The following is a 25937-nucleotide window of genomic DNA, read 5'->3' as shown; positions in this document are numbered from 1 at the left end:
TATGCGCCAGCAGGCCCGCACCGGCCATGCTGCCGGGGATCGGTCGGCTTGGGGCGGGCACATGCACCATGCGTTCGCAGCGGCGACAGGATTTCTTCAGCCGGGCGATCTGGACGACCTTCAGCTGCGCCGCGATCAGGTCCAGCATCTCGCTGACATCTTCGCCCACCACACGCAGATCACCACCGCAATCGGGGCAGCAGCTGCCGGGATCCAACTCCTGCCGCTCGCGCGGCGTGCTGTCCGAGACCCGGGGACGACGGCGCGATAGACGGTCGGCAGTATCTTCATCAGCCGCGGCAGCTCAGGGGGCGCCCTCCGGAACCGTCGTCTCGCTTTCAGCCGAGGCGATCAGCAGATCCTCCAGCGCCAGTTCCAGCTGTTCGATCTCGCGTTCGATCTTTTCCGAGGACTGGCCGAAGACCTGCTTCTTCAGCTTGGCGATGCGCAGCCGCAGGGTCTGGATCAACTGGTCATGGGCACGCAAGGTGGCCGAGATCTTCGCGTTTTCCGCCTGCAAAGCCGCAATCAGCGCCTTCAGGAGCGCTGGATCATCAGGGAGATTTTGGGCCGCATTCGACATGCGTCCGACGACCACAACGCAGGCGGAACAACCATAAAAACAAGGTATTTCAGCCCGATAAACTCAGCCAACCCGAGCCGGTGGCACGCCCCAATCCGGTCGGCGCCAGTCAATCCCCTCCCACAGCATGGCGAGTTGTGCCGAGGTCAGACGCACCGCGCCATCGCCGCGCATGGGCCAGGGAAAGCGGCCCCTTTGCAGCACCTTGTAATAGAGGCAGAAGCCTTGCCCACCCCAATGCAAGAGCTTCAACCTGTCGCCGCGACGGCCACGGAACGCGAACACGGCGCCATCGGTAGGCTTTTGCCGCAGATGATCCTGCGCGAGGGCAGCCAACCCCTCGATCCCCTTGCGCAGATCCGTCACCCCACAGGCCAGATAGACCCGGACGCCCGTGCCCGGCCCGATCATGCCGCTTCCACCGCCCGGATCAGCTGCATCAGCGTGGCCGCATCCACGCCTTGGTCGAAGCGCAGGCTGCGGCCATTCGCCAGTTGCAGCTCGATCTGGGCAACGCGCGGAACTTCTGCGCGGATGCCCCCCGGCGGCACCGCCAATCCCATGGGCCTGTCCAACTCCACCGGAAGAAACAGCGCCTCCGGAAAGGCCGAAAGCAACCCCTTCTTCTTCAGATCGTGTCGCCAGGCATAGATCTGCTGCCGGGTCACATCATGCCGCTGAGCAACCTGCGTCACAGTCGCATCACCTACGCCGACAGACATAACGATCTCGAGCTTCTCATCGTCGCTCCACCGCCGTCGCCGCTCAAGTCCCAGAATATCGCCACGCATCGCCAGCCCCGCTTAAGACACGTCGTTAACGACGTCGCTAGGCACGTGCCATAAACGATCAGCCCAACTTCAGGCAGGCGATGCCAACCGGGCGGTTACGGTGCAATGATACCGACGAACGGGGGGAAATGATGCCCAATCTAAGCGTCTCCTTCAGAATGCAAATAAAGACTCATAGATTTTGAACCTGCCTTAGAAAAAGGCTGGGTGGCGAACGGAGAGCCAGAACTTGATACGGATCTGCCTCGGGCAGACGTTCAAGGGCCTGACACAAGGCGTGTACCCCAGATCCCACTCCATCTGGTGATCTCGGGATGTCCGTCGCTCAAGACCTTCTACCAAGGTCACATTCGACATTGGCATCAGCTTTTCGACGCAGCGTGCCATGTTCGGCCAGCCATGGGGATCAGTACTTCTGCTTGGGAAGAGGCACAACGGTTCATGGGACCGGAGCAAGCCTCAATCACCGTTGTAGCTATGCTCGAACGCTTCGCCGAAATCAGATCTCCTGCCGGATACCTGCGGGCGCTTACATCGAAGGCTGCGGCAGGCGAGTTTTCCTGTGGGCCAATGGTGATGGCTCTGATCTCGCGGCGAAATGCTGCATAACAGCTGTTAAGTCGGCATCGTGCATAAGCTGGGGAGGCGCAACTTAACAACTGTAAAGGCATGGGCTGGCTCGCCAAGAACTTAGGAGAGAGACAGGACTGAGCCTTTGAGGGTGACGGGAAGTGCGTTCGGGAGAGTGGCCTGATCTACGGGCTGAAGGACGGCCTTCTGCGCGATCTCGATTGCAGCATCGGCTCCGGACATTTCAAGGAGGCGGCGGCACAATGACCACCACGCAAACTGTTGCTGGCCCGGGCTGTGGCTGCGATGGCCGTGATGCCGTAAAACCGCTGGTCAGCATCGACGCGGCGCTTGCCCTGATCGTCGATCAAACGGCTGCTGTCGAAGAGGGGGAAGACATCCCGCTGGGCCAAGCCTTGGGCCGCATTCTTGCAAGCCCGGTTGCATCGCTGTGCATACCCCGCCCTTCGACACTGCCGCGATGGATGGCTACGCCGTCGCCTCTGCGGCTCTGCCCGGCGATGGGCCGTGGACGTTCGAAGTTGTGGCGCAGGTTCCTGCCCGGCAATCTGAGCTGCGTCTGCTCGCTGGGCTGCAAGCCGCCCGCATCTTTACCGGCGCGCCGGTCCCCGAAGGCGCGGATGCCGTGGTGATGCAGGAGGACGTCAAGCGGACCGGCAACCGGGTTCGCATCAACCTTCGCCCCAAGGCTGGTCTGAATATCCGCCGCGCGGGCAGCGAGATGGCGGCAGGGGTTACCATTCTGGATGAAGGGCGGCGGCTTGGCGTGCGAGACATTGCCGCTTGCGCCGCTGACGGTGCCGGGTCTGTCCGGGTGCGCAGGCGTCTGCGCGCCGCCCTTCTGGTAACCGGCGACAAAGTGCGCCAGACGGGGCAACGCGGGACGGGCCCCAGATCTGGGATGTGAATACGCCGATGCTGACCGCCGCGCTGACACGCCCGGACATTGATCTTGTCGCGGTCGAACACGGGCTCGGCAGCCCCGACGGGTTGTTCCTGCAACTCGCAGAGTTGGCGAATGTCGCGGATCTTGTGATCACCACCGGCGGACTTTCGGTGGGGGAAGAGGATCACATCAAACCCGCCCTGCTGGCCATGGCGGGCGAGATTGTCTTCAGCGGTGTTTCGATCAAGCCCGGCAAGCCTGTGTCTTTCGGCTGCGTCAGGGGGGCGGCCTGGCTTGGCCTTCCCGGCAATCCGCTGGCTGCTTTCGTGACATGGCAGCTTTTCGGAACCGCGCTGGTCCGCAGATTGACTGGTGATGCGGGGCAGGGCGCAAAGCGGCGCCACGTCGTCACGGCCATGACCATTTCCAGAAAGGCCGGACGCTGCGAGTTGCGACCGGCCATCCATACGGGCTTAGACGGACTGGGGCGCGAGCTCGTTGCCTTCGAGGCAGAGACACACTCTGCCCATGTCCGGTCGCTGCCCAATGCGGACGGACTGATCTTTCTGCCCCCCGACTGCGATTTTCTGCCTGCGGGCGCGCTTGTCGAATTCCAACCCTTTCGCCAGACCTGAGGGCCCCCAAGATGAACCTCGCCTACACCATGGCGCCCGGACGTGGCGATACCGACCTGATTCTGTTCAATCTGGCGAAAGTGCTTGCTGCGCGCGGCCTTCGGTGCTGCGGCACGGTCCAGATCAACTCTGAACGCGCCGATACGGGGCCCTGTGACATGGATGTTCAGGTGTTGCCAGATGGGCCCGTTCTGCGGATCAGCCAGAACCTTGGCCGATCCGCACGTGGCTGTCGGCTTGACCCCGCCGCGCTGGAAACGGCGGTCGGTCTGGTATCGGCCAGTCTGGATCGAGGTGCAGACGTGCTGATCGTCAACAAATTCGGCAAACACGAAGCTGAGGGCCGCGGCTTCCGGACTGTGATCGCAGAGGCGCTTGCCAACGGCATTCCTGTCCTTGTCGGTATAAACGCGCTCAACCTAGCCGCTTTCGAGGCGTTCGCAGAGGGCTTGGCTACCTGTTTGCCACCCGATAATGATGCGTTGGAAACTTGGGCGGTCCATATGACTGGATCGACTATGGCCACAGCCTGATCATGGGGTCTAGGGCTGGGGCGCCGGATTTAGCGCGCCACGCAACCGGCGGATCAGCACGCCCCGCGATTTTTCGTCCGGCACGGCGGCCAGCGCATCGTTGATGTCCAGCATCAGCCGCGACACGTCGTTGTGCCAATCCATCCGCGCCACCCGCTCCGGCTCGATCCGTGGCGCGCGGGCCTGTGGCAACTGCAACGCGCCGCGCGCCGTTAACTCATATGCCGCGTCCAGATCCGGGATCAGCACATCCTGAGCCGCCACCACGCCGGGCAACCGGGCGGCCAGCGCCGCCATCGCTGCCGCCTCACCATGCACCAGAAAAAGCTGATGGGTCAGCGGCAGCCGCGCCCGGATCCAGTCGGCCAGCTCCGGCCCATCGGCATGGCCGGAATACAGGTCGATCGAACGGATGCGCGCCCGCACCGCAAAATCCTGCCCCTGAATGCGGACAGAAGTGGCGCCATCCTGCAAGATGCGGCCCAGCGTGCCCACGGCCTGAAACCCCACCAGCAGCACCGTCGCCGTATCGCGCCACAGCCAGTTCTTCAACCGATGCCGGATGCGTCCCGCCTCGCACATGCCCGAAGCGGCGATGACGATGTGGAAACCGTGCAGCCGGTCCAGAGCCATGCTTTGCTCCACCGTTTCGGTGAAATGCAGGCTGTGCGATTGCAGCCCGGCCAGAAACTGCGGCCCGCCCTCCAGCGCGGCGGCGTGTTTGGCAAACACCTTGGTGGCGGCGGTTGCCATCGGGCTGTCAACATGGATGGGAATGCGCGGCAGCTCCCCCTCGGCCATCAGACGGCCAAGATCGCTGATCAGCTCCTGCGCGCGCTCCACCGCGAAAGAAGGGATCAGCAGCACGCCATCGGGATGCATCGCCGCCCGCACCTCGTCGCGCAGCAGGGCACGCCGACGCTCTGGCGTGGCATCCGTCCGGTCGGTATCGCCATAGGTGGATTCGCAGATCAGGTAATCCACCCCCTGCGGCCCTTCCGGGTCCGGGTGCATCAGCTTGTAATCCGGCCCGATATCGGCAGAAAACAGCAGGCGGCAGGCCTGCCCGTCCTGCACCACCTCCAGCTCGATCGAGGCGGAGCCGAGCAGATGCCCCGCATTCCACAGCCGCGCCTGCACGCCCGGCACCACAGGGAACCAGACATCATAGGGTTGCGGCCGAAACAGCGCGATGCAGGCCCGCGCATCTGCTGCAGTATAGATTGGCTCAACCGGCGCAAGGCGGCGTTCGGCATTACGCCGGTTCAGATGTTCAACCTCGAATTCCTGAATATGGGCGCTGTCGGGCAGCATCACGCCACACAGATCGGCGGTTGCCGCCGTGGCATGGATCGGGCCGGAAAACCCGTCACGCACCAGTTTCGGCAACAGGCCCGAATGGTCGATATGCGCATGTGACAGAATCACCGCCGCAATCTTGCGGGCGGCAAAGGGGAAGGGCCGGTAGTTCAGTTCCTTTTCCGTCTTCGGGCCCTGAAACAGCCCGCAGTCGATCAGGATGTCGCCGCCATCGGTTTGCAGCCGGAAACAAGAGCCGGTGACACCGCGCGCGGCGCCGTTGAAGGTCAGCTTTGGGTTGCCCATGTCAGGCCCTTTCCGTGTTTGCCTCAGGGTAACATATTCTGCCGCGCCGCCATCATCCGGTTGTCCCTGCGGGAAACGGTTGACGGATCGCCCGGCGCGGCGTTCATCATGGGGGGCGTCAAGGCTCTGGCGGAAGGGATGACTGGAATGGCCGATACGATAATCGGCGTGGCGCAATTGCGGGCGGTCTGCGATCCGGCCACACTGTCCTTCGACACCACGGCGGCGCTGGAACCGCTGCGCTGGCCTATCGGACAGGAACGCGCCGTAGAGGCGATCCGCCTGTCGGCCCAGATGCGGCACCGAAGATTCAACCTTTATGTGCATGGGCCTGAAGGCAGCGGGCGCCACTCCACCGTGCTGCGTATCTTGAAAGACGAGGCGGCGGTCCGACCGGTGCCGCAGGATTGGGTTTATGTGCAGAACTTCGCCAACCCCGACCGGCCTCTGGCGCTGTGTCTGCCACAGGGGCAGGCAGTGCGGTTGCGCGCCGCCATGGCAAGCCTTGTCGAAGATCTGGCAGCGCATATCCCGGCGCTGCTGGTATCCGAGGATTACCAGACCCGGCGGGGGGCGCTGGAGCAGGATTTTGCGGCGCAGCACGAGACCGCCTTCGATGCCCTGCGCGAAAGCGCGCAGAAACGTCAGGTGGCGATCCTGCGCACCCCGATGGGATTTTCGCTGGCCCCCATGCAGGCAGGCGAGTTGCTGAAACCCGAAGCAATGGCCGCTCTGCCCGAGACTGAGCGCGACCGGATTGAACAGGACGTGCGTGCCACGCAGCAGGAACTGGAGGATTTTCTGGCCTCGCTGCCCGAACTGGGGCGGGCGCAACGTGCCGCAGTGGCCAGCTTGAACACCGCAATGGCCGAGATTGCGGTGAAAGCGGCGATGGCCAAACTGACCCGCAGCTTCGGCAAGATCGAGGTGCTGGCACCTTATTTCAAGGCGCTTCGCGCCGATCTGGTGGCCAATGCCGATCTGTTTCTGTCCGCCGACCGCAACCGCCCAGAGGCGCCGCTGTCGCCCGGTCGGGCCATGCTGCGCGAGGATCCGAGGTTCCACCGCTATGATGTAAACGTGATGGTCACGCATGACGGCGACAGCGGCGCGCCGGTCGTGGTGGAAACACTGCCAACACTGGCCAACCTGACCGGGCGGATCGACTATATCGCCTTGCAGGGCGCCCTGATGACGGATTTCACCCAGATCAAGCCGGGGGCGCTGCATCGGGCAAATGGTGGTTTTCTGATGCTGGACGCGCGGCACGTGCTGACCGAGCCTTTCGCCTGGGATGCGCTCAAACGCTGTCTGGAAACCGCACAGGTCCATGTGATCACGGCAGCCGACCGGCTGGGCCTGATCGCCACCACCACGCTGGAACCGGAGCCGATTCCGCTGGATCTGCGGGTGGTTTTGTTGGGTGACCGGATGCTGCATCTGCTGCTGTCGGACCTTGACCCCGACTTTGACCAGTTCTTCCGGGTCGCGGCGGAATTCGGCGACGACATGCCGCGCAACGCCGAGTCGGTCGCCCTGTTCGCCCGTCTCGTGGCGACGCTGGTGGCACAGGAAGACCTGCGCCCCGTGGCGCGCGACGGCGTGGCGGCGCTGGTCGATGTGTCGACCCGCGCGGCAGAAGATCAGGAAAAGCTGTCTCTGCGGCTGAGCGATGTCTGGGACATCCTGCGCGAGGCGGATCATCTGGCGCTTCAGGCCGGGGCACTGGCGGTGACGGCAGCCCATGTGACCGACGCGATCGCCGCCAGCGCGCGGCGGCTGGGGCAAACCCGCGACCGCGTGCAGGAAATGATCGCGCGCGGCACGATCCTGATTTCCACCGCAGGCAGCGAGGTGGGCCAGATCAACGGTCTGACCGTGGCCGAACTGGGCGGGCTGCGCTTTGGCGCGCCTGTACGGATCACGGCGCGGGTGCGGATGGGGGCGGGCCGTGTGGTCGATATCGAACGCGAGGCCCGGATGGGCGGGCCGATCCATTCCAAGGCGGTGCTGATCCTGTCGGGATTCCTTGCCACCCGCTATGTGCCAGATGTACCGCTCTCGCTCTGGGCCTCGCTTGTGTTCGAACAGACCTATGGCGGGGTCGAGGGGGACAGCGCCTCGCTGGCAGAACTGTGCGCCCTGATGTCGGCGCTGGCCGATGTGCCGCTGACGCAGTCCTTTGCGGTGACGGGGTCGGTCAACCAGATGGGCGAGGTGCAGCCGATCGGCGGTGTCAACGAAAAGATCGAAGGCTTCTTCGATGTCTGCAAGGCACAGGGGCTGACAGGGCGGCAGGGCGTGCTGATCCCGCGCCGCAACGTGGCCAATCTGATGCTGCGCCCTGATGTGGTCGCGGCGGTGGCGCAGGGGCAGTTCCAGATCCACGCCGTATCGCATGTAGACGAGGCGATTGCGCATCTGACCGGTCTGCCCGCCGGGACGCGGTCGCTGCATGGCGATTTTGAGGATGGCTCGATCAACGCCAATATCGAGGTGCGGCTGATGGATTTTGCCGATGCCCGCGCCAATTTCGGCGCATCCGACAGGCCTGCCGAAGAAAGCGAGGGCTGAACCCGCCCTGAAACGCCAGCGAGGCCTCCTGCATGTGGTGCGTTACGGCTTGGGGTGTGGAGCCATGCGCTGGCGGTCTTCGTGCCGACAGCGCTCCCTCAGTGGTCCGCCACCGCCACGCCGACCGCCAGGTCTGCCATGGCCAGCGCTGCCTCGCGCGTGGCGCCAGCCGCGATGAAGCGGCCATTGTGGCAGAAGCTGGCGCCCGGCACGCCACAGGCCTGTTCCAGCGCCGCGCCGGTCAACCCGGCCCAGGTGGCGGGCAGATCAGCGCGCAGCGCGAAACCGTCATCGCCCCGGCGGATGCCGGTCACGCACCAGTCCTTCTGGCGCGGATGCACGACGAACAGCAGATGATCCGCCCCCGCCATCACGATGGCGGGCCGGAACGGCATGCCTATCGGCAGTTCCAGAACGCGGCCCTCCCCCGCCCGCCCGATCGCCGCCAGCACCACCGCCTCGGCCCGCAGCTTCGCGGCGCGGTTGGCAATCTCGGCCTCGACAAAGGCGCGGGCTATGGCAAGGGCACCCTGAAAGGCGCGGTTCTCTGCCTCGGGGTCGGCCTCGTCGAAGGCCGGCTTCAGGGTTTCCAGCAGGCCTGGCAGCGTCAGCCCTGACAGCGGCCCCGCCACTGCGGGGCTTAGCGCACCATTGTCCACCAGATCGACCGGCAGCACGAATTTCGCATCGAAGGCCGCATGAACCTTCGCCACCTCGGCCTCCGGGATACCACAGGTGGCCAGATAGGCCCCGCCGAAATGCCGCCAGATCAACCCGAAAGAGCTGAGCGGCTGGCCATCCGCCCGCAGCGGCGGATTGCGCTGGTGGTGATCAAAGATCCCGGCCTCGGGATCATAGGCGCCGCCCACATCATAGACGATGCGGTTCGGCGCGGGGGTGATCCACTCTGCCGCGCGGCTGCGCACCAGCTGCGCTTCGGGGAAAAGCCGCGTCAAGATGACGCTCGACATCAGCTCGTCGGCGTGAAAACCGCCCGAATGGGTGACGAGACAGGCAACAGGGGCGGTGCGGGTCATGGCGTCCTCAGGCAGCGCTGCGCTTGCGGCGGGCAAAGATCTTCTGCCAGCCCGCGACGGTCGGTTCGTCCAGATACAGCAGCCCCGCCACATCCTCGACCGGCAGCCCCTCGGCCAGCAGCAGCAGCGCATTGGCCATGCGCACCTGCACCACTTCAGGCGTCTTGCTTTGCAGGGTCTTCATCAGCATGTCGCGGTCTTGGTCAGGCAGGTACATGGGGGTCATCGGTCTTGCAGTTGCGGGAACGAGCGCGATTGTCACATCCCGCGCGCCACCGCAATGGCCCTTTCACGCGATGGGCAATGTCTCGCAGCGGCGGATCTCACCCTTCGACACATCCAGCCTGCCGGTTCGAACGACACCCCGTGGTCGAGCCTGATCCAAGTGTCGGTCCCCTGTTGTCGAAACATGAAAGGCTGCGGCAAGATCTTCGCCGCAGATTTCCGGGCTGATGCAGGGGGAAGGCAGTTCAGGGGCCGAGTCTGCAGCGACATCCAACGGGAGTGACGTTGCGCCACCAACCCATTCAGTTCGAGGAAGACTCTGGCCCATCCGAAAGGATCGGGGATGAAGCGCAGCAGGGTCACCGAAGACCGGATCATCAGCATTCTGAAAGAGCATGAGGCTGCAGCCATCTGTGCCGTCTGAGGGGCGTCTCAGAGCGCGGGTTCCATGCCTGGAAGCACCGGCCAAGTCTGGGTAATCACGCCAGGCGCGCATGGCCGAGGGGTTGGGTCTGCGCGTCGGTCAGCGCCGGGTGGGCCGCCTGATGCGCCAGAACGGCACCCAGATCATCCCCAGCCGGAAGTCCAAGCATATGACGGGCAGCGATCACGCCCAGAAAGTGCTCTGGTTTCCGAACACCTGTCAAAATCTTCCGCGAAAGGGTGATGGTGGAGACGGGCTCCCTGCCTTAATCTCGATCCAGTTCAAAGGCGTGCTTCTGCATCAATCCACGGCTTTCCCGCTGATTTTCGGCAGTTTTCCGATAGGTCAGCGGTGTCACCCCCTGCCAACGCTCCAGATCGAGCCGCCTTCGCAGCGTGCGAGGGGTCATGGCAAGATCTTGCGCCACGGCGCCGATGCCGGGCATGCGGTCACACTCGCGAATCAGGCGGTCGCGGATGCGGCTGGACATCGTCAGGCCCGTGCGCAGGCGGTCGAGTTCGATGCGGCACTGCTCCTCGGCCGCGCAACAGGCAGTTTCATTGTGCTGTGGCAGCGGCGTCAGTAGCAGATCGTTGCGCAGCATGATCTGCGAGCTTGTCGCGCCGAACCGCAGTCGCAGGCCCAGCATCGCCTGGTGATGCTTCGGGTCAATCGGGGCCGTGAAGGCGAAGTGGACCGCCGTGGCCGCTGGCGAGTTCGGGGCAGGTCGCGCTGTATACAGATCACCGCAGCGCAATCACGCTCGATGACCAAGCGACGGATATCGGCGGGAAACCCGCTGTCATCGACAGTGACGATAGTTTCCTCCAGTGTTTGGCTGACGCGGAAAGAGGTGAAGGCGAAGGTCAGGTTGACCGCTTTCTATCTCACTGTGGGCCTTTCAGAAGCTGATCCGGCCAAATTTCCGGGTAATGTCCCCTAAAATGAATTTTTTGTCTTGCTTGGCGATATCTCGGCTTCGGCGGATGGGCTATTTCAGGCGAACACCCGCCCGGAGGAGGGCGAGCGGTCATCGCCTCTTTGCTGGACTGTGTCGCAGCCTTTGCCGATGACCGGATCGCCGCTGCCGTTGCGCGCCCCGAAGTGCCACTGTCGATTGCAGGCCCGAACAGTTGACGCATGAGGCGGTGGAGCTTGACCTGTTGCCCGCGCCGGATGGCGGGGCGGGTCAATGTCGGGACCGCCTTTCTTTGGCATCGTCTGGCCTTTGCCCGCCACCTGTTGCAAAGTCTTGGCCACTCCCTGACAGGAGTGACCAGTCTCGGCACAGTTCTGATCCCGACCGGACACTACGGCTTGGCGCGTAACGCCCTTGGGCGTTGCTGGCCGGGCATCGGCTTGACGCCGAAGGCTCTGCCTTGCTGGCCGATTGGCTGGACCGGGGCGAACACGAGGTTTCCTTCGTGGTCCCCGCCTCATGGGAAACACTTCTGTGGCCGGTCTGGCAGGAAGGCGAAATTCACTGGTAACTGCTGACGCGCGGTGACCTCAGGCTGCGGTCACTCTCCGCTCAGCACGGGTTGGACGAGGCCCGTGCCTTTCAGGTCTCGAGGCCCCCGACCGGGCTTGGTCTTCTTTCTGTCCCGGATGGTCAGTCCCGCGCCCTCTTTGGCCGTATCCTCAAGCTGGACATGATCGGCCTTCTGGCTATCGGCGCCGGAGGTATGTCGCGCGGGTTGACCTAGGCCCGGGACTTCGCGGCGATCCGTCGGCGGGGGGCAAGACGATCGCGGGCCATCCCGCCGTCCATTATATGTTGAGCGACGCGGACCAGACATGTCGCACCCTCGACCTCGTCCTCGCAGGTTTTGCCCGACCGATCGACGACATCGACCCCGGCAGCGTCGCGGCCTCACACCCTACGAATACATCTGCAAAATCTGGACATCAGAGCCAGATCGATTCATCCTAAACCCGATCCATCAGAGGCCGGGACTGAACACCTAGGCACCGCTCTTCGCCAAGCGCGACAGGCCCGAAACCTGACGCAAGCCGAACTGGCCTCGCGTGCAGGCAATTGGCAGCGCACGGTCTCGAACATCGGGACCAGCGCCAGCGGGGCGAGGGGCGGCACCATCTTCGACCTGCTGGCGGCACTTGCGCGCGGGGTCATGCGGGGCCGTGGATCGTCACCGTCAGGGCCTGCACCCCTGACAGGGCGGCGTGCAGCGCCGGATCGCAGGCATCCAGATCGACCAGATCCAGCCGATCCAGCCCGGCGCCGGGTTCCAGCAGCAGCGCCAGCCGGGCCAGCGCGCCCGGCTCTGGCACGGCCAGCAGCCCGCGCGTGACCACGGCCCGCAGCGGGCGGCGCGTCATCACGTTGAAATCCAGCAGCGACCCGGCGAGCAGTTCGGCCGTGCAAGGCGCCTCTCCCGCAAAGGCCAGCGGCGGGCTGGCTGCATCCAGCAGATGCCCCTGCCCGGACACCTGCAACCGCATGGCGCCGCCTTCGATCACGGTCAGAACGCGATCCACCTCGGGAAAGCAGGAAAACGGGCCGTCGGCCGCGACAATTGCGGTGGAAATCCGCCAGTCGAAATCGCCGAACCCGGCCCCGGCGGGTGAAACGGCAATCTCTGCCGTCTGCCCGCCGCCGTTCTTCCACGGGCGGAACACCCGTTCCGCCACAGGATAGACGCCGCTCACCCCAGGATGCCCGGCAGGCGCAGCCCATGGTCGCGGGCGCAATCCAGCGCGATGTCATAGCCCGCATCGGCATGGCGCATCACGCCCGAGGCCGGATCGTTCCACAACACGCGCTCAAGCCGCTTCGCGGCCTCGGGCGTGCCATCGGCCACGATCACCACGCCGGAATGCTGGCTGAAGCCCATCCCCACGCCGCCGCCGTGATGCAGGCTGACCCAGGTGGCGCCGCTGGCGATATTGGTCATCGCGTTCAGCAGCGGCCAGTCGCTGACGGCATCCGACCCGTCACGCATCGCTTCCGTCTCGCGGTTGGGCGAGGCGACGGAGCCAGAGTCCAGATGATCGCGGCCGATCACGATCGGCGCCTTCAGTTCACCGCTGGCCACCATCTCGTTGAACATCAGCCCGGCGCGGTGCCGGTCACCAAGGCCAATCCAGCAGATGCGGGCGGGCAGGCCCTGAAAGGCGATGCGATCCGCCGCCATATCCAGCCAGCGGTGCAGATGGGTGTTGTCGGGGAACAGCTTCTTCATCGCCGCATCGGTTTTCGCAATATCCTCGGGGTCGCCCGACAGCGCCACCCAGCGGAACGGGCCGATGCCCTTGCAGAACAGTGGGCGGATATAGGCAGGCACAAAACCGGGGAAGGCGAAGGCATTTTCCAACCCTTCTTCCTTGGCCACCTGCCGGATGTTGTTGCCATAGTCCAGCGTCGGCACGCCTGCGTTCCAGAACCCCACCATCGCCTCGACATGCGCGCGCATGCTGGCGCGGGCGGCGGCCTGCACCTCGGCAGGGGCGGTTTCCTGCTTGGCGCGCCAGTCGGCCACGCTCCAGCCCGCCGGGCAATAGCCGTGCAGCGGGTCATGGGCGGAGGTCTGGTCGGTCACGATGTCAGGGCGCGGCCCACCGGCCTGCATCCGGGCCAGCAGTTCGGGGAACACCTCGGCGGCATTGCCCAGCAGGCCCACCGATTTCGCCTCGCCCTTTGCCGTCCACTCGGCGATCAGCGCCAGCGCCTCGTCCAGCGTTTTCGCCTTGGCATCGACGTAACGGGTTCGCAGGCGGAAATCTATGCGCGTCTCGTCCACCTCCACCGCCAGACAGCAGGCGCCGGCCATCACGGCAGCCAGCGGCTGCGCGCCGCCCATGCCGCCAAGCCCGCCGGTCAGCACCCATTTCCCGGTCAGATCGCCGTTGTAATGCTGGCGACCAGCCTCGGCGAAGGTCTCGTAAGTGCCCTGCACGATGCCTTGCGTGCCAATGTAGATCCAGGAACCGGCCGTCATCTGGCCGTACATCATCAGGCCCTTGCGGTCCAATTCGTTGAAATGCTCCCAGGTGGCCCAATGCGGCACCAGGTTGGAATTGGCGATCAGCACGCGCGGGGCATCAGCATGGGTGCGCACGATCGACACCGGCTTGCCCGATTGCACCAGCAGCGTCTCGTCGGCTTCCAGATCGCGTAGCGCGGCGCAGATGCGGTCGAAATCTTCCCAGGTGCGGGCGGCGCGCCCGATGCCGCCATAGACCACCAGCTCATGCGGGTTTTCCGCCACATCGGGATGCAGGTTGTTCATAAGCATGCGCAAGGCCGCCTCGGTCAGCCAGCTTTTGGCGCTGATCTCGGGGCCGGTCGGCGGATAGATGTCACGCAGGTTGTGGCGGGAGTTGGTCATCGTGTCGTTCCCTTCTCAGGCGAGCATAAGGCCGGAAATGATATTGCGTTGGATTTCGGAAGACCCTTCGTAGATCCGCATGATCCGCAGATCGCGGGCATGGCGTTCCAGAGGGAAATCGCGGGTATAGCCATAGCCGCCGTGGATCTGGATCGCCTGATCGGCGATGCGCCCGGCCGCCTCCGAGGCGAACAGCTTGGCGCGGCTGGCGGCGGCGGTGAAGCGCTGCCCGGCATGGCGCTGGCGGGCAGCCTCATGGCCCAGAAGTTCGGCGGCGGCCAGATCGGTCTCCATATCGGCCAGCATCCAGCGGATGCCCTGCCGGTTGGCCAAGGGCTCGCCGCCGATGATCCGGGTCTTGGCCCAGTCGCGCGCGGCGGTCAGCGCGGCGCGGGCGATGCCCACGCACATGGCCGCCACCTCCACCCGGCCATTGTCCAGCACCTTCATCGCGGTGCGGAAGCCCGTGCCTTCGGCGCCGACGCGGTTGGCATCGGGCACATGGCAGTCGATGTCCAGTTCCCAGACATGACCACCGCGCAGGCCCATGGTCTGTTCAACCCGGCCCGGCACCAGCCCGGCCGTGCCCTTTTCCAGCACGAAGGCCGAAATGCCGCGATGCGCCGCCGCCGGATCGGTCACTGCATAGACCACGATGAAATCGGCCACGCCGCCATTGGAGATAAAGCATTTGCGGCCCCGGATGCGCCAGCCGTCGCCTTCGCGCTGCGCCCGTGTCCGCATGTCGCCGGGGTCGGAACCGGCATTCGGTTCGGTCAGACCGAAGGCGCCCAGCAACCGGCCTTCGGCGGTGGCGGGCAGAAGGCGCGCGCGCAGCGCATCATCGCCGCCGATCAGAAGCGAGTCTGTCGCCAGATAATGCGCCGTCAGCGCCGATACGGTCGAGGCGCAGGCCCCGGCGATGGTCGCCACGCCTTCGAACAGCGCATGGGCCGAAATATCCGCGCCGCCCCAGGCTTCGGGCAGGTTCGCGCCCATCATCCCTGTTGCAGCCAGAGCGGCAATCTGGCTGTGAACGAAGGTGGCGCTTTCATCGGTTTTCGCCGCATGGGGCGCGATTTCTTCGGCGGCAAAGCGGCTCAGCATGTCCAGGAAGCCGCGTTCCGTGTCATCCAGCAGATGGGAGTAATCAGCCAAGGTCATTCTCCTGCACGATGCCTGCGGCGATCAGCCCGGCAATCTGGTCGGGGGTCAGCCCCAGCGCGGTCAGCACGGGGCGGGTATCGCCGCCAAGCGCGGGCGCGCCGGTGGCGGACAGCGGTTTCTGCCCGTCGAAACGGATCGGCTGGCCTGCCACAGGGCTGTGGCCAAGCCGGTGATGCGGCAGATCCGCGACCAGACCCCGCGCCTGCGCATGCGGGCTTTGCAGCGCCTGCGCCAGGGTCTGGATCGGCGCGGTGGGAATGCCCGCCGCGCGCAGGCTGGCGATCAGCGCCTCGGTCGTCAGGGTGGTGGTCCAGCCTTCGATCAGGGCGCGCAGCACGGGTTCATGCGCGGTGCGCGCCTCGTCGCTGGCAAAACGCGGGTCGGCGGCAAGGCCGGGCTGCCCCATCAGCGCGCACAGCCCGGCAAACTGGCGGTGGCCCAGCACGGCGATGATGATCTGGCCATCGGCGCTGCGGAAGGCCCCGAACGGGGTGGACAGCGGATGGCGGTTGCCGGTGCGCGTCACAGGCTGGCCCGCGTAATGCTGCAGGGCATGACTGGTGGGCAGCATGGCGACCAGGCAATCCATCATGGCGATATCGACATGGGCGCCGCCATGGGCCGACCGACCCAGAAGGGCGGCCAGAATGCCGATCACGGCATAAAGCCCGGCGGCCACATCGCCGATCGCCTCGCCGGTGCGCATCGGCGTGCCACCTTCCTCGCCGGTGGCATCCATCCAGCCCGACATGGCCTGCACCACCACATCATAGGCGGGCAGATCGGCGGCCGGGCCCTGCTGCCCGAACCCCGAGATCGAGGCGACGATCAGCGCCGGATTGGCCGCGCGCAAGGCGGCGGCGCCGATGCCCAGCCGGTCGGCAACGCCGGGGCGGAAGTTTTCCACCACTACATCCGACTTGGCCGCCAGTTTCAGCGCCAGCGCGCGCCCCTCCTCTGCCTTCAGATCGACGACAACGGATTGCTTGCCCCGGTTGTTCAGCGCAAACAGCGCGGATTCTCCCGACAGGAACGGGCCGACATGGCGATAGTCATCGCCCTGCGGCGGTTCCAGCTTGATGACCTCGGCCCCCAGATCGGCCAGGATCGCGGTGCAGAATGGCCCGGCCAGAACCCGGGTCAGATCAAGGATGCGGATACCGGACAGCGGTTTCATCGGGCGGTTTCCTGTGCGGTGAGGGCTGGGGCAAGATCGGCCAGCGCCCGCAGCAACCCGGCCAGCGTGGCGCGCAGGCTGGCCGCGCGGGTGGGATCATAGGCGAAGGGCGGCTGTTCGGTTTCCAGATGGCTGGATTGCGCCAGTTCCATCTGGATCGCATGCACGCCCGCAGCGGGGTTGCCATAATGGCGGGTGGTCCAGCCGCCCTTGAACCGCCCGTTCAGCACGGTGCTGCGACCGCTGGCCTGACAGAGCCGCAGGGTGGTGGCCTCGATCAGCGGATCGCAGCTTTGCCCGCCGACAGTGCCGATGTTGAAATCGGGCAGCACGCCATCGAACAGGAAGGGGATGACCGACCGGATGGAATGGCAATCGAACAGGATCGCCACGCCATGTTTGGCGCGCACCCGCGCCACCTCGGCCCGCAGGGCCGCGTGATAGGGGGTGTGGAAGGCGTCCAGCCGCGCGGCGATCCCGGCGGCATCCGGCGGGGTATCCCAGATCGGCGCACCGTCGAAATCGGTCAGCGGCACCAGCCCGGTGGTGTTCTGGCCGGGATAAAGGCTTTCATCTTCCGGCCCGCGATTGGCGTCGATGACATAGCGGTGGAAGGTGGCCCGCACCGTGGTCGCCCCCGGCAGCAGCCCGTCATACAGCCGCTCCACATGCCAGTCGGTATCGGCCAGCACCCGGCCACGGGCATTCAGCCCGGCGCGGACGGGATCGGGCAGCCAGGTGCCGGTATGCGGCAGTCCCAGAATGACCGGGCTGTCGCCGCGCTGAACCTGAACCGGCGTCATGGCCGCAGCTCGGCGAACAGGGCGGGCGGCACGGCATCGGCCAGCGCATCGCTGGCCACCAATGCGGCAGCCTGTGCCAGATCGGGCGCCAGATAGCGGTCCTGCCCCAGCGGCGCGATATCCTGCCGCAGCCGCCCCAGCGCGGCGGCCAGCGGGGCCGAGGTGACCAGCGGCGCCCGTGCCTCGATCCCAGCGGCGGCGCAAAGCGCCTCGATCCCGATGATATGCGCAAGATTCGCGTTCATCCGCCGCAGCCGCCGCGCGCCATGGGCCGCCATGCTGACGTGATCCTCCTGATTGGCGCTGGTCGGCGTGGAATCGGTGGAGCAGGGATTGGCCAGATGCTTGTTCTCGCTCATCAGCGCGGCCGAGGTCACTTCGGCGATCATAAGCCCGCTGTTCAGGCCCGGATCAGAGGTCAGGAAGGGCGGCAGGCCAAAGCTCATCGCCGGATCGACCATCATCGCGATGCGGCGCTGCGAAATCGCGCCGATTTCGGCCAGCGCCAGCGCGATCTGATCGGCGGCCAGTGCCACCGGCTCGGCATGGAAGTTCCCGCCCGAGACGATCAGCGCAGGCTGGTCATCGCTGCCGGTCAGCACCAGCGGGTTGTCGGTGGCGGCGTTCGCCTCGATTTCCAGCGTGGCGGCGGCTTGCAACAACACGTCGATGCAGGCCCCCGTCACCTGCGGCTGGCAGCGGATGCAATAGGGGTCTTGCACGCGGGTATCGCCGTCACGATGGCTTTCACGGATGGCAGAGCCGTCCATCAGGCCACGGATGATGCGGGCGGCAAGAATCTGGCCGCGATGGCCACGCAGGGTATGGATCTCGTCGATGAAAGGCGCGGTCGATCCCATGATCGCATCGGTGGACATGGACGAGGCGACCAGCGCGGCACGGGCGGCGCGGAAGGCATCGAACAGCCCGGCCAGCGCAAAAGCCGTGGACACCTGCGTGCCGTTGATGAGCGCCAGCCCCTCTTTCGCGGCCAGCGTCAGCGGCGCCAGGCCCGCGGCGGCCAGCGCCTCTGCGCCCGACATCTCGGTGCCGCGGTGCTGTGCGCGGCCTTCGCCCAGCATCACCGCCGCCAGATGCGCCAGCGGCGCCAGATCGCCCGAGGCGCCGACCGACCCCTGCGACGGGATCACCGGCAGCACATCCTGCGCCAGCATCGCCTCCAGCATCGCCACCACTTCGGGCCGCACGCCCGACGCGCCACGCCCGAGGCTGAGCAGTTTCAGCACCATGATGAGCCGCACCGTCTGCGGCTCCACCGGCTCGCCCACGCCGCAGCAATGCGACAGGATCAGGTTGCGTTGCAGCGTGGCCGTATCAGCGGGCGCGATCCGCACCGAGGCGAGTTTGCCAAAGCCGGTGTTCACCCCGTAGACCGGCACATTGCCTGCCGCCGCCGCCGCGATCCGTGCCGCCGAAACGGCAATTCCCGCCCGGGCGGAGGGGTGCAGCACCACGGCCAGCCCTTCCCGCCAGACCCGTTCCAGTTCGGCAAGGGTGGCGTTTCCAGGGGTCAGGACAAGCGGGGTCAGAGCGGGCATGGCGTGCCTCCGAAGATGCGGGAATGAAGCGGGTTGAACCCGATGCGATAGGAAAGTTCGGCCGGATGGGTGATGTTCCACACGGCAAGATCGGCAATCTGACCGGCCGCGATGCGGCCCCGGTCGGCCAGCCCCAGCGCGCGGGCGGCGTTGACGGTAAAGCCTGCCAGACATTCGGTCGGCGTCATGCGGAACAGGGTCGCGCCCATGTTCATGGTGACAAGTGCCGAGGTCAGCGGCGAGGTGCCGGGGTTGCTGTCGGTCGCCAGCGCCATCGGCACCCCGGCGGCGCGCAGCGCGGCGATCGGCGGCAGTTTTGTTTCGCGCAAAGTGTAGAAGGCGCCCGGCAGCATCACCGCCACGGTGCCCGAAGCGGTTAGCGCGGCAATGCCGCTGTCGCTGAGCCATTCCAGATGATCGACCGAAAGCGCGCCATGCCGGGCGGCCAGCGCGGCCCCGTCCAGATCCGAAAGCTGTTCGGCATGAAGTTTCACCGGCAGGCCCAGCGTTGCGGCATGGGCAAAGATGCGGTCCATCTCGGCGGCAGAAAAGGCGATGCCTTCGCAGAACCCGTCCACGGCATCAATCAACCCCTCGGCCTGTGCGGCCTCCATTCCGGCGATCACCACGCGGTCGATATAGCCCGTCCGATCCGCCGCGAATTCCGGCGGCAGCGCATGGGCGGCAAGCCAGGTGGTGACCACGCGAAGCGGCCGTTCCTGCGCGATCTGCCGAGCCACGCGCAGCATTTTCAGCTCGGTCTCAATATCAAGCCCATAGCCGGACTTGATTTCAACGGTGGTGACCCCCTCGGCGATCAGATGATCGGCGCGGGTCAGGGTGCTGGCCAGCAGCTCTGCCTCGGTCGCGGCGCGGGTGGCGCGGACCGTGGACAGGATGCCACCGCCCGCGCGGGCGATTTCTTCATAGCCCGCACCGTTCAGACGCATGTCGAACTCGCGGGCGCGGTCGCCGCCATAGACCAGATGGGTATGGCAGTCGATCAGGCCGGGGGTGACCAGTCGCCCGCCCAGCGACTGCCGCGGCAGGTCGTTATGGGCGGCGGGCAGATCGGCGGCAGGCCCGGCCCAGACAATGCGGCCATCCGCGATGGCGATGGCGGCATCAGGAACAACGCCACAATCGGTGCCGTTTTCCGGTGAGACAAGGGTGAGATCAGCGAGCAGCATGGTTTGCCTTGTTATATCCACGCCAAACGCTATTATGAGCAGACATAATATGTCAAGCGAGTCGTCACATGGCAGATTTCAGTTCCAAGGAAGCGGTCGTTCTCTGGGCCAGACAGGTGCTTTTGCCCGATGGCTGGGCACAGAATGTGGCGCTGCAAATCGGTGCAGATGGCCGGATCGCCCGCATCGAACGCGGCCCCGCCCCGGCACATGCCCTGCGGCGCGAGGTGATCGTTCACGCCCCCGCCAACACCCATTCCCATTCCTTCCAGCGCGCAATGGCCGGGCTGACCGAACGGCGCAGCGCGGCGCAGAGCGACAGTTTCTGGAGCTGGCGGCAATTGATGTATCGCTTTCTGGACCGCATCACCCCCGATCAGGTGCAAGCGATTGCCGCCTATGTGCAGATGGAAATGCTGGAGGCGGGCTTTGGCGCCAATGTGGAATTCCATTATCTGCACCATGCGCCGGGCGGGCAGACCTATGACAATCTGGCCGAACTCTCGGCCCGCATCGCCGCCGCCGCCGAACAGACCGGCATCGGCCTGACGCTGCTGCCGGTGCATTATCAGCAAGGCGGCTGCGATGGCCGCGCGCTGAACGGCGGCCAGTTGCGATTCGGCAATGACGCCGACCGCTTTGCCCGGCTGTTCGATGGCGCGCGGCAGGCCCTGGCCAGCCTGCCGGGTGATACCCGCATCGGCGTGGCGCCGCATTCGCTGCGCGCGGTGGCGGCGCGCGATCTGGCGGCCACCGTGGCGCTGGCGGGCGACGGCCCGGTTCACATGCATCTGGCCGAACAGCAGGCCGAGGTGGACGAGGTGCTGGGCGCCACCGGCGCGCGCCCGGTCGAATGGGCATTGGGCAATCTGGACTTGTCGCCGCAATGGTGCCTGATCCATTGCACCCGCATGTTGCCTGCGGAAACCATCGCCCTTGCCCGCAGCGGCGCGGTGGCAGGCCTGTGCCCGCTGACCGAGGCGAGCCTCGGCGACGGCATCTTTGACGGCATCCGCTGGGCCGAGGCAGGCGGGGCGATCTCCCTCGGGTCGGACAGCAATATCCGCATCTCGCTGGCCGAAGAACTGCGGCAACTGGATACCAGCCAGCGCCTGCGCGACCACAGCCGCGCGGCCTTTGCCACCCCCGATCTGTCCACCGGGCGGCGCCTGATGGATGCGATCTCGCGCGGCGGGGCACAGGCGGCCGGGCGCGGCGCAGGCGCCATTGCCGTTGGGGAATGGGCCGATCTGCTGGCCTTCGACATGGATCACCCGGATCTGACCGGATTGCAGGGCGATTTCATCCCCGACAGCTTTGCCTTTGCCGGCGACAGCGGCATGGTGCGCGATGTGTGGTCGGCAGGCCGCCATATGGTGCAGGACGGTCGCCATATCCGCCGCGACGCGATCCGCAGCGCCTATGTCGCCGCAGTGCAAAGCCTGCGGGCCGAGGCCTGAAACAGCGGCGGCCCGCTTCAGTAGCGGGTCGTCATCCGATGGTCGCGGCGGTAGATCAGGCTGACATAGGTGACCACCTGATCCTGCCATGTGGTCTGCCGCTCTACCCGGAACAGGGCATCGCCCGCGTGGCAGTTCAGCAGCATCGCCTGTTCGGGATCAGCGGCGGTTGCCGAAAAGCTGATCTCCACATCGGAAAACGGCACCTGCTGCACCAGCCACTCATTGGGGCCGACAGTCGAGAAATCAAAGTCGCGGCCCTGCGGCGTGGCGGCAAGGTTGATCCAGCGATCCTCAAGCTGATAGGGCCTGCCATCGGCGAAATGCATGCAAACCAGATGCAGCACCTCGGTCCCCGGCTTCAGGTTCAGCCTGGCGCGCAACCAGTCGGGCGCCAGCATCACCTCGGACCGGATCAGCGCATAGCGGTAGGCGGCGCCCTGTTCCTCGATCTCCTTGCGGATCAACGGGATCTCGAATCGCACCTGACGCACCGGGGTCAGACGAACCCGGGTGCCCGCCTTGCGCTTCCTTTCAACGAATCCCTCATCGACGAGTTCGCGCATGGCGCGGTTCACCGTCGCCCGCGCCGCGCCATATTCAACTGCCAGATCCTGTTCGTTCGGCACGGCGCTGCCCGGCGGCCAGGTGCCGTTCAATATCCGCTCCAGAATATCAGCCTTGATGTCTCGATAAGTCATTTCACCACATTATCCGCTCACGGCACACACAGCCTGCCCGGTTGGCAAGCAGAAGCCGAAGCATTTCAACCTCTATATGACAAATCCCGCCGATTTTTCTGGACTGGCACATATTCTTCGTCATTATGAATATTCATATCATGGTCAAAGTCTAGACAAATGGCACTCAAGCTATCACCGATCCCCAAACTTGTCCTCAAAAGACTCGCCATCGGGGTGCTCACGCTCATCGTGGTTTCGGCAGTGATCTTCTGGGCGGTCGAGCTGCTGCCCGGTAGCATCGCGACCGAGGTGCTGGGCCAATCGGCCACGCCAGAGACCATCGCCGCCTTCAACGCCCAGTTCGGGCTGAACGATCCACCGCTCTGGCGCTATGTCACCTGGCTGGGCAATGCGGTGCAAGGCGATTTCGGCCAGTCGCTGGTCACCCGGCGCCCGATCACAGATCTGATCGGCGACCGCGCCTTCAACACCTTCTTCCTTGCCGCATATGCGGCCTTGATCGCCGTGCCCATGTCGATCCTGCTCGGGCTGATCGCCGCGCTGTATCGCGGATCGCTGCTGGATCGCTGGATCTCCAGCTCCACCCTCGCGGTGATTTCCTTCCCGGAATTCTTTGTCGCTTATATCCTGATCCTGATCTTCGCGGTGCAGTTGGGCTGGTTCCCCAGCCTCGCTGGCGTGACCCCCGCCATGAGCCTGGGCGAGCGGCTTTATGTCAGCTTCCTGCCCGCCCTGACCATGGTATTGATCGTCACCGCACATATGATGCGGATGACGCGGGCGGCGATCGTCAACCTGCTGGCCCTGCCCTATATCGAGATGGCCGAGCTGAAGGGCATGAAGCGCTGGTGGGTGATCGCCATCCATGCGCTGCCCAATGCGGTGGCGCCCATCGTGACGGTGGTTGCGCTGAACCTCGCCTATCTGATCGTCGGCGTGGTGCTGGTCGAGGTGGTCTTTGTCTATCCTGGTCTTGGGCAGTTGCTGGTTGACAGCGTGGCCAAGCGCGACATGCCGGTGGTGCAGGCCGCCTGCCTGATCTTTGCCGCAACCTACATCCTGCTGAACCTTGTGGCGGATGTGATCGGCATCCTGTCGAATCCCCGCCTGCTGCATCCGAGGTGACGTTGTGACCAACTGGCTTTTCCACCTGCGCGGCGCGCCGCTGTCGGCCCGGATCGGGCTGGCGCTGATCGTGATCTATGCCATCCTCGCGCTGTTCGCCCCGCTGATCGCGCCCTATGGCGAATCCGAGGTGGCCGGTGCCGCCTATCAGCCGTGGATCGCACCCTATTATCTGGGAACCGACGCGCTCGGCCGCGATGTGATGTCGCGGCTGATCTATGGCGCACGCAATACGGTGGGGCTGGCGCTGATCACCACCTGCCTTGCCTTCCTGATCGGGGCGGCGCTGGGGTTGCTGGCCGCCACCGTCGGCGGCTGGGTCGACACCGCGCTGTCGCGGCTGATCGACGTGCTGATGGCGATCCCGTCGCTGATCTTTGCGCTGCTGATCCTGACGATCACCGGCGCCTCGGCCACGGCACTGGTGCTTGTGATCGCGGCGCTGGACAGCACGCGGGTGTTCCGCCTGTCGCGCGCCGTCGCGCAGGGCATCCTGACCATGGATTATATCGAGGTCGCCCGGATGCGCGGCGAGGGTCTGGGCTGGATCATCCGCCGCGAAATCCTGCCCAATGCCTCGGCACCGCTGATCGCGGAATTCGGGCTGCGGTTCTGTTTCGTCTTCCTGTTCATCTCGGCGCTCAGCTTCCTCGGGCTGGGTCTGCAACCGCCGACGGCGGATTGGGGGTCCATGGTGCGGGAAAGTGCGCGACTGATTTCCTTTGCCAATTTCGCAACCTGGCAAACCGCCACTTTCGGCCTGGCCCCCCTGCTGCCTGCGACGGCAATCGCCATCCTGACGGTTGCGGTCAATCTGGTGGTGGACTGGGTGCTGCACCTGTCCAGCGGCTTGAAGGACTGAGCCATGACCAAACTTCTGGAAATTCGCGATCTGTGGATCGAAGGCCGTTCCGGCGACGACTGGCACAAGATCGTCAAGGGCGTGAACCTTGATCTCGCGCGGGGCGAGGTGCTGGGCCTGATCGGCGAAAGCGGCGCGGGCAAATCGACCCTTGGCCTGACCGCCATGGGCCATGTTCGCCCCGGTTGCCGTATCGCGGGCGGTTCTATCCGCTTTGACGGGCAGGAACTGGTCGGCGCCAGCGCGCAGGTGTTGCGCCATCTGCGCGGGCGGCGCATCGCCTATGTGGCGCAATCCTCGGCGGCGGCCTTCAACCCCGCCTGGCGGCTGATCCGCCAGCATTGCGAAGCGCCGGTGCGCCATGGCGTGATGCCGCGGGCGCAGGCCGAGGCCGAGGCGGTGCGGCTCTATGCCGAAATGCGGCTGCCCGACCCGGATCAGATCGGCTTCCGCTTTCCGCATCAGGTGTCTGGCGGGCAGTTGCAGCGCGCGATGACGGCGATGGCCATGGCCTGCAAGCCCGACCTCATCATCTTCGATGAACCCACGACCGCGCTGGATGTGACGACACAGATCGAAGTGCTGGCCGCGATCCGCGACATCGTGCGCAACCATGGCGCAGCGGCGATCTATATCACCCATGACCTTGCGGTGGTCGCCCAGATGGCTGACCGGGTGAAGGTGCTGCTGAAGGGCGAAGAGGTCGAAGACGCCCCGGTGCGCGAGATGCTGGCCCACCCGCGCGAGGCTTATACTCGCTCGCTCTGGGCGGTGCGGGAATTCCAGCCCGCGCCGCGGGGTCCGGCGCCAGCAGGCCCGCCCCTGTTGCAGATCGACGCGGTGGATGCCTCCTATGGCACGCAGAAGGTGCTGGACAACGTGTCGCTTGCGGTGCCGCGCGGGCGCACCGTGGCTGTGGTGGGGGAAAGCGGTTCCGGCAAATCCACCACGGCGCGGGTGGTGATGGGGCTGTTGTCGCCCACCACCGGCAAGGTGACGTTTGACGGCGCGGTATTGCCCACCACCGTTGGCGGGCGGCCGCGCAAGCTGTTGCAGCGGATGCAGATGATCCACCAGATGGCCGATACCGCGCTGAACCCGCGCCAGCGCATCCGCGAAGTGCTGGGCCGCCCGCTGGAGTTCTATCTGGGCCTGAAGGGCCGCGCGAAAGAGGCCCGCATCCGCGAATTGCTGACCGAGATCGAGCTGGACCCGGATCGCTTCATCGAGCGGCTGCCGGGCGAGCTTTCGGGCGGGCAGAAGCAGCGTGTCTGCATCGCCCGCGCCTTGGCCGCCGAGCCGGAGCTGATCATCTGCGACGAGGTGACCAGCGCCTTGGACCAACTGGTGGCCGAGGGCATCCTGCGGCTGCTGGACCGCATCCAGCGCGAGCGCGGCATCAGCTATCTGTTCATCACCCATGATCTGGCAACCGTGCGGGCGATTGCCGATCATGTGGTGGTGATGCAGCACGGCCGGGTGGTGGAACAGGGCGACAAGGCCCGCATCTTCTCGCCACAGCACGAAGCCTATACCGACCTGCTTCTGTCCTCGGTGCCCGAGATGGACCCGGACTGGCTGACCCAGGTGCTGGAACAGCGGCGGGCGGCGGGCTGACCGCCCCGCACGGCACGGCCCTGCCGGGCATGAAAAAGGG

Annotated in this window: 22 protein-coding genes and 3 pseudogenes; 10 read left to right on the top strand and 15 right to left on the bottom strand. The window is 65.5% G+C overall.

What is annotated here, in order from left to right:
* The 3 genes and pseudogenes from BMX43_RS17455 to tnpA all read right to left on the bottom strand — a co-directional run.
* Positions 1-583, bottom strand: a pseudogene (locus BMX43_RS17455) (transposase domain-containing protein); the annotation flags it as partial.
* A gap of 63 nt (positions 584-646) precedes the next feature.
* Entirely contained in the window at positions 647-994 is a 348-nt protein-coding gene (gene tnpB, locus BMX43_RS17450; RefSeq protein WP_091303441.1) for an IS66 family insertion sequence element accessory protein TnpB, read from the bottom strand.
* Complete coding sequence (gene tnpA, locus BMX43_RS17445) at positions 991-1374, bottom strand: IS66-like element accessory protein TnpA (RefSeq protein WP_091303440.1); 384 nt, start codon at positions 1372-1374, stop codon at positions 991-993. Before tnpA ends, tnpB begins: the two co-directional genes overlap by 4 nt.
* A gap of 127 nt (positions 1375-1501) precedes the next feature.
* Here tnpA and repC point away from each other — a divergent pair.
* The 4 genes and pseudogenes from repC to BMX43_RS17425 all read left to right on the top strand — a co-directional run.
* Positions 1502-1983: pseudogene (repC, locus tag BMX43_RS20480) on the top strand (plasmid replication protein RepC); the annotation flags it as partial.
* Positions 1984-2395: 412 nt separating this feature from the next.
* Positions 2396-2872, top strand: coding sequence for a MoeA family protein (locus BMX43_RS17435; protein ID WP_091303439.1), 477 nt, complete (start codon positions 2396-2398; stop codon positions 2870-2872).
* Positions 2873-2880: 8 nt separating this feature from the next.
* A complete protein-coding gene (locus tag BMX43_RS17430) occupies positions 2881-3486 on the top strand; it encodes a molybdopterin-binding protein (protein ID WP_091303438.1) in 606 nt (201 codons plus the stop codon).
* Positions 3487-3497: 11 nt separating this feature from the next.
* Positions 3498-4019, top strand: coding sequence for a DUF2478 domain-containing protein (locus tag BMX43_RS17425; protein WP_091303437.1), 522 nt, complete (start codon positions 3498-3500; stop codon positions 4017-4019).
* Between the two features lie 9 nt (positions 4020-4028).
* Here BMX43_RS17425 and BMX43_RS17420 read toward each other — a convergent pair whose 3' ends face one another.
* Positions 4029-5624 carry an MBL fold metallo-hydrolase RNA specificity domain-containing protein gene (locus tag BMX43_RS17420; protein ID WP_091303436.1) on the bottom strand — a complete coding sequence of 532 codons (1596 nt, stop codon included), beginning with the start codon at positions 5622-5624 and terminating at the stop codon, positions 4029-4031.
* A gap of 147 nt (positions 5625-5771) precedes the next feature.
* Here BMX43_RS17420 and BMX43_RS17415 point away from each other — a divergent pair, with 147 nt between their 5' ends.
* Positions 5772-8198, top strand: a complete 2427-nt coding sequence (locus tag BMX43_RS17415) for a Lon protease family protein (protein ID WP_091303450.1) — start codon at positions 5772-5774, stop codon at positions 8196-8198.
* Between the two features lie 98 nt (positions 8199-8296).
* On the opposite strand, the gene BMX43_RS17410 is transcribed toward BMX43_RS17415, so the two are convergent.
* The 3 genes from BMX43_RS17410 to BMX43_RS17400 all read right to left on the bottom strand — a co-directional run bounded on the left by BMX43_RS17410 (position 8297) and on the right by BMX43_RS17400 (position 10488).
* Entirely contained in the window at positions 8297-9235 is a 939-nt protein-coding gene (locus BMX43_RS17410; RefSeq protein WP_091303435.1) for an MYG1 family protein, read from the bottom strand.
* Between the two features lie 7 nt (positions 9236-9242).
* The gene (locus tag BMX43_RS17405) at positions 9243-9425 is read right to left on the bottom strand and encodes a hypothetical protein (protein ID WP_245749522.1); all 183 of its coding nucleotides are present in this window, start codon (positions 9423-9425) and stop codon (positions 9243-9245) included.
* A gap of 724 nt (positions 9426-10149) precedes the next feature.
* Entirely contained in the window at positions 10150-10488 is a 339-nt protein-coding gene (locus tag BMX43_RS17400) for a hypothetical protein (protein ID WP_139201609.1), read from the bottom strand.
* A gap of 1262 nt (positions 10489-11750) precedes the next feature.
* Between BMX43_RS17400 and BMX43_RS19555 the strand changes: the two are divergent.
* A pseudogene (locus BMX43_RS19555) lies at positions 11751-11852 on the top strand (IS481 family transposase); the annotation flags it as partial.
* Positions 11853-12014: 162 nt separating this feature from the next.
* On the opposite strand, the gene BMX43_RS17390 reads toward BMX43_RS19555, so the two are convergent.
* From BMX43_RS17390 to hutI, 7 genes are read right to left on the bottom strand one after another with little or no spacing between them, the layout of a single operon-like run.
* Entirely contained in the window at positions 12015-12554 is a 540-nt protein-coding gene (locus BMX43_RS17390) for a HutD/Ves family protein (RefSeq protein ID WP_217643981.1), read from the bottom strand.
* On the bottom strand, positions 12551-14233 hold the full coding sequence (gene hutU / locus BMX43_RS17385; RefSeq protein WP_091303432.1) for a urocanate hydratase: 1683 nt from the start codon (positions 14231-14233) through the stop codon (positions 12551-12553). Before hutU ends, BMX43_RS17390 begins: the two co-directional genes overlap by 4 nt.
* Positions 14234-14248: 15 nt before the next feature.
* Positions 14249-15397, bottom strand: a complete 1149-nt coding sequence (locus BMX43_RS17380; RefSeq protein WP_175482162.1) for an acyl-CoA dehydrogenase family protein — start codon at positions 15395-15397, stop codon at positions 14249-14251.
* Entirely contained in the window at positions 15384-16577 is a 1194-nt protein-coding gene (locus BMX43_RS17375; protein WP_091303431.1) for a CaiB/BaiF CoA transferase family protein, read from the bottom strand. The genes BMX43_RS17380 and BMX43_RS17375 overlap by 14 nt, the downstream gene beginning before the upstream one ends.
* Complete coding sequence (hutG, locus tag BMX43_RS17370) at positions 16574-17380, bottom strand: N-formylglutamate deformylase (protein WP_091303430.1); 807 nt, start codon at positions 17378-17380, stop codon at positions 16574-16576. Before hutG ends, BMX43_RS17375 begins: the two co-directional genes overlap by 4 nt.
* Positions 17377-18939 carry a histidine ammonia-lyase gene (gene hutH, locus BMX43_RS17365; RefSeq protein ID WP_175482161.1) on the bottom strand — a complete coding sequence of 521 codons (1563 nt, stop codon included), beginning with the start codon at positions 18937-18939 and terminating at the stop codon, positions 17377-17379. The genes hutG and hutH overlap by 4 nt, the downstream gene beginning before the upstream one ends.
* Positions 18927-20129: an imidazolonepropionase gene (hutI, locus tag BMX43_RS17360; RefSeq protein WP_091303429.1), complete on the bottom strand. Its 1203-nt coding sequence runs from the start codon at positions 20127-20129 to the stop codon at positions 18927-18929. Before hutI ends, hutH begins: the two co-directional genes overlap by 13 nt.
* A 68-nt stretch (positions 20130-20197) precedes the next feature.
* Here hutI and BMX43_RS17355 point away from each other — a divergent pair, with 68 nt between their 5' ends.
* On the top strand, positions 20198-21589 hold the full coding sequence (locus BMX43_RS17355; RefSeq protein WP_091303428.1) for a formimidoylglutamate deiminase: 1392 nt from the start codon (positions 20198-20200) through the stop codon (positions 21587-21589).
* Between the two features lie 17 nt (positions 21590-21606).
* Here BMX43_RS17355 and BMX43_RS17350 read toward each other — a convergent pair whose 3' ends face one another.
* Positions 21607-22290, bottom strand: coding sequence for a histidine utilization transcriptional repressor HutC (locus BMX43_RS17350; RefSeq protein WP_091303427.1), 684 nt, complete (start codon positions 22288-22290; stop codon positions 21607-21609).
* 159 nt (positions 22291-22449) lie between these two features.
* Here BMX43_RS17350 and BMX43_RS17345 point away from each other — a divergent pair, with 159 nt between their 5' ends.
* The 3 genes from BMX43_RS17345 to BMX43_RS17335 are packed head-to-tail and all read left to right on the top strand — an operon-like array spanning position 22450 to position 25897.
* Positions 22450-23418, top strand: a complete 969-nt coding sequence (locus BMX43_RS17345) for an ABC transporter permease (protein WP_091303426.1) — start codon at positions 22450-22452, stop codon at positions 23416-23418.
* Between the two features lie 4 nt (positions 23419-23422).
* Positions 23423-24280 (top strand): ABC transporter permease, encoded by an 858-nt coding sequence (locus BMX43_RS17340; protein ID WP_091303425.1) that lies wholly within the window; start codon positions 23423-23425, stop codon positions 24278-24280.
* A 3-nt stretch (positions 24281-24283) separates the two neighbouring features.
* Positions 24284-25897 carry an ABC transporter ATP-binding protein gene (locus BMX43_RS17335; protein WP_091303424.1) on the top strand — a complete coding sequence of 538 codons (1614 nt, stop codon included), beginning with the start codon at positions 24284-24286 and terminating at the stop codon, positions 25895-25897.
* Positions 25898-25937: the final 40 nt, after the last annotated feature.

It is taken from the genome of Gemmobacter aquatilis (assembly GCF_900110025.1).
GTDB classification, from domain to species: Bacteria; Pseudomonadota; Alphaproteobacteria; order Rhodobacterales; family Rhodobacteraceae; genus Gemmobacter; species Gemmobacter aquatilis.
Note: the sequence above shows the minus strand (reverse complement) of the source record. Positions and strands in the feature narration are given on the sequence as shown.

Excerpts from the sequence above, each read along its gene's own strand:
- BMX43_RS17420 (WP_091303436.1), bottom strand. The coding sequence starts at position 5,624 with ATGGGCAACCCAAAGCTGACCTTCAACGGCGCCGCGCGCGGTGTCACC.
- hutI (WP_091303429.1), bottom strand. The coding sequence starts at position 20,129 with ATGCTGCTCGCTGATCTCACCCTTGTCTCACCGGAAAACGGCACCGAT.
- BMX43_RS17410 (WP_091303435.1), bottom strand. The coding sequence starts at position 9,235 with ATGACCCGCACCGCCCCTGTTGCCTGTCTCGTCACCCATTCGGGCGGT.
- BMX43_RS17400 (WP_139201609.1), bottom strand. The coding sequence starts at position 10,488 with ATGCTGCGCAACGATCTGCTACTGACGCCGCTGCCACAGCACAATGAA.
- BMX43_RS17335 (WP_091303424.1), top strand. The coding sequence starts at position 24,284 with ATGACCAAACTTCTGGAAATTCGCGATCTGTGGATCGAAGGCCGTTCC.
- hutH (WP_175482161.1), bottom strand. The coding sequence starts at position 18,939 with ATGCCCGCTCTGACCCCGCTTGTCCTGACCCCTGGAAACGCCACCCTT.
- BMX43_RS17430 (WP_091303438.1), top strand. The coding sequence starts at position 2,881 with ATGCTGACCGCCGCGCTGACACGCCCGGACATTGATCTTGTCGCGGTC.
- BMX43_RS17415 (WP_091303450.1), top strand. The coding sequence starts at position 5,772 with ATGGCCGATACGATAATCGGCGTGGCGCAATTGCGGGCGGTCTGCGAT.
- BMX43_RS17350 (WP_091303427.1), bottom strand. The coding sequence starts at position 22,290 with ATGACTTATCGAGACATCAAGGCTGATATTCTGGAGCGGATATTGAAC.
- tnpB (WP_091303441.1), bottom strand. The coding sequence starts at position 994 with ATGATCGGGCCGGGCACGGGCGTCCGGGTCTATCTGGCCTGTGGGGTG.
- BMX43_RS17425 (WP_091303437.1), top strand. The coding sequence starts at position 3,498 with ATGAACCTCGCCTACACCATGGCGCCCGGACGTGGCGATACCGACCTG.
- BMX43_RS17345 (WP_091303426.1), top strand. The coding sequence starts at position 22,450 with ATGGCACTCAAGCTATCACCGATCCCCAAACTTGTCCTCAAAAGACTC.
- tnpA (WP_091303440.1), bottom strand. The coding sequence starts at position 1,374 with ATGCGTGGCGATATTCTGGGACTTGAGCGGCGACGGCGGTGGAGCGAC.
- BMX43_RS17375 (WP_091303431.1), bottom strand. The coding sequence starts at position 16,577 with ATGAAACCGCTGTCCGGTATCCGCATCCTTGATCTGACCCGGGTTCTG.
- BMX43_RS17380 (WP_175482162.1), bottom strand. The coding sequence starts at position 15,397 with ATGACCTTGGCTGATTACTCCCATCTGCTGGATGACACGGAACGCGGC.
- BMX43_RS17355 (WP_091303428.1), top strand. The coding sequence starts at position 20,198 with ATGGCAGATTTCAGTTCCAAGGAAGCGGTCGTTCTCTGGGCCAGACAG.
- hutU (WP_091303432.1), bottom strand. The coding sequence starts at position 14,233 with ATGACCAACTCCCGCCACAACCTGCGTGACATCTATCCGCCGACCGGC.
- hutG (WP_091303430.1), bottom strand. The coding sequence starts at position 17,380 with ATGACGCCGGTTCAGGTTCAGCGCGGCGACAGCCCGGTCATTCTGGGA.
- BMX43_RS17405 (WP_245749522.1), bottom strand. The coding sequence starts at position 9,425 with ATGCTGATGAAGACCCTGCAAAGCAAGACGCCTGAAGTGGTGCAGGTG.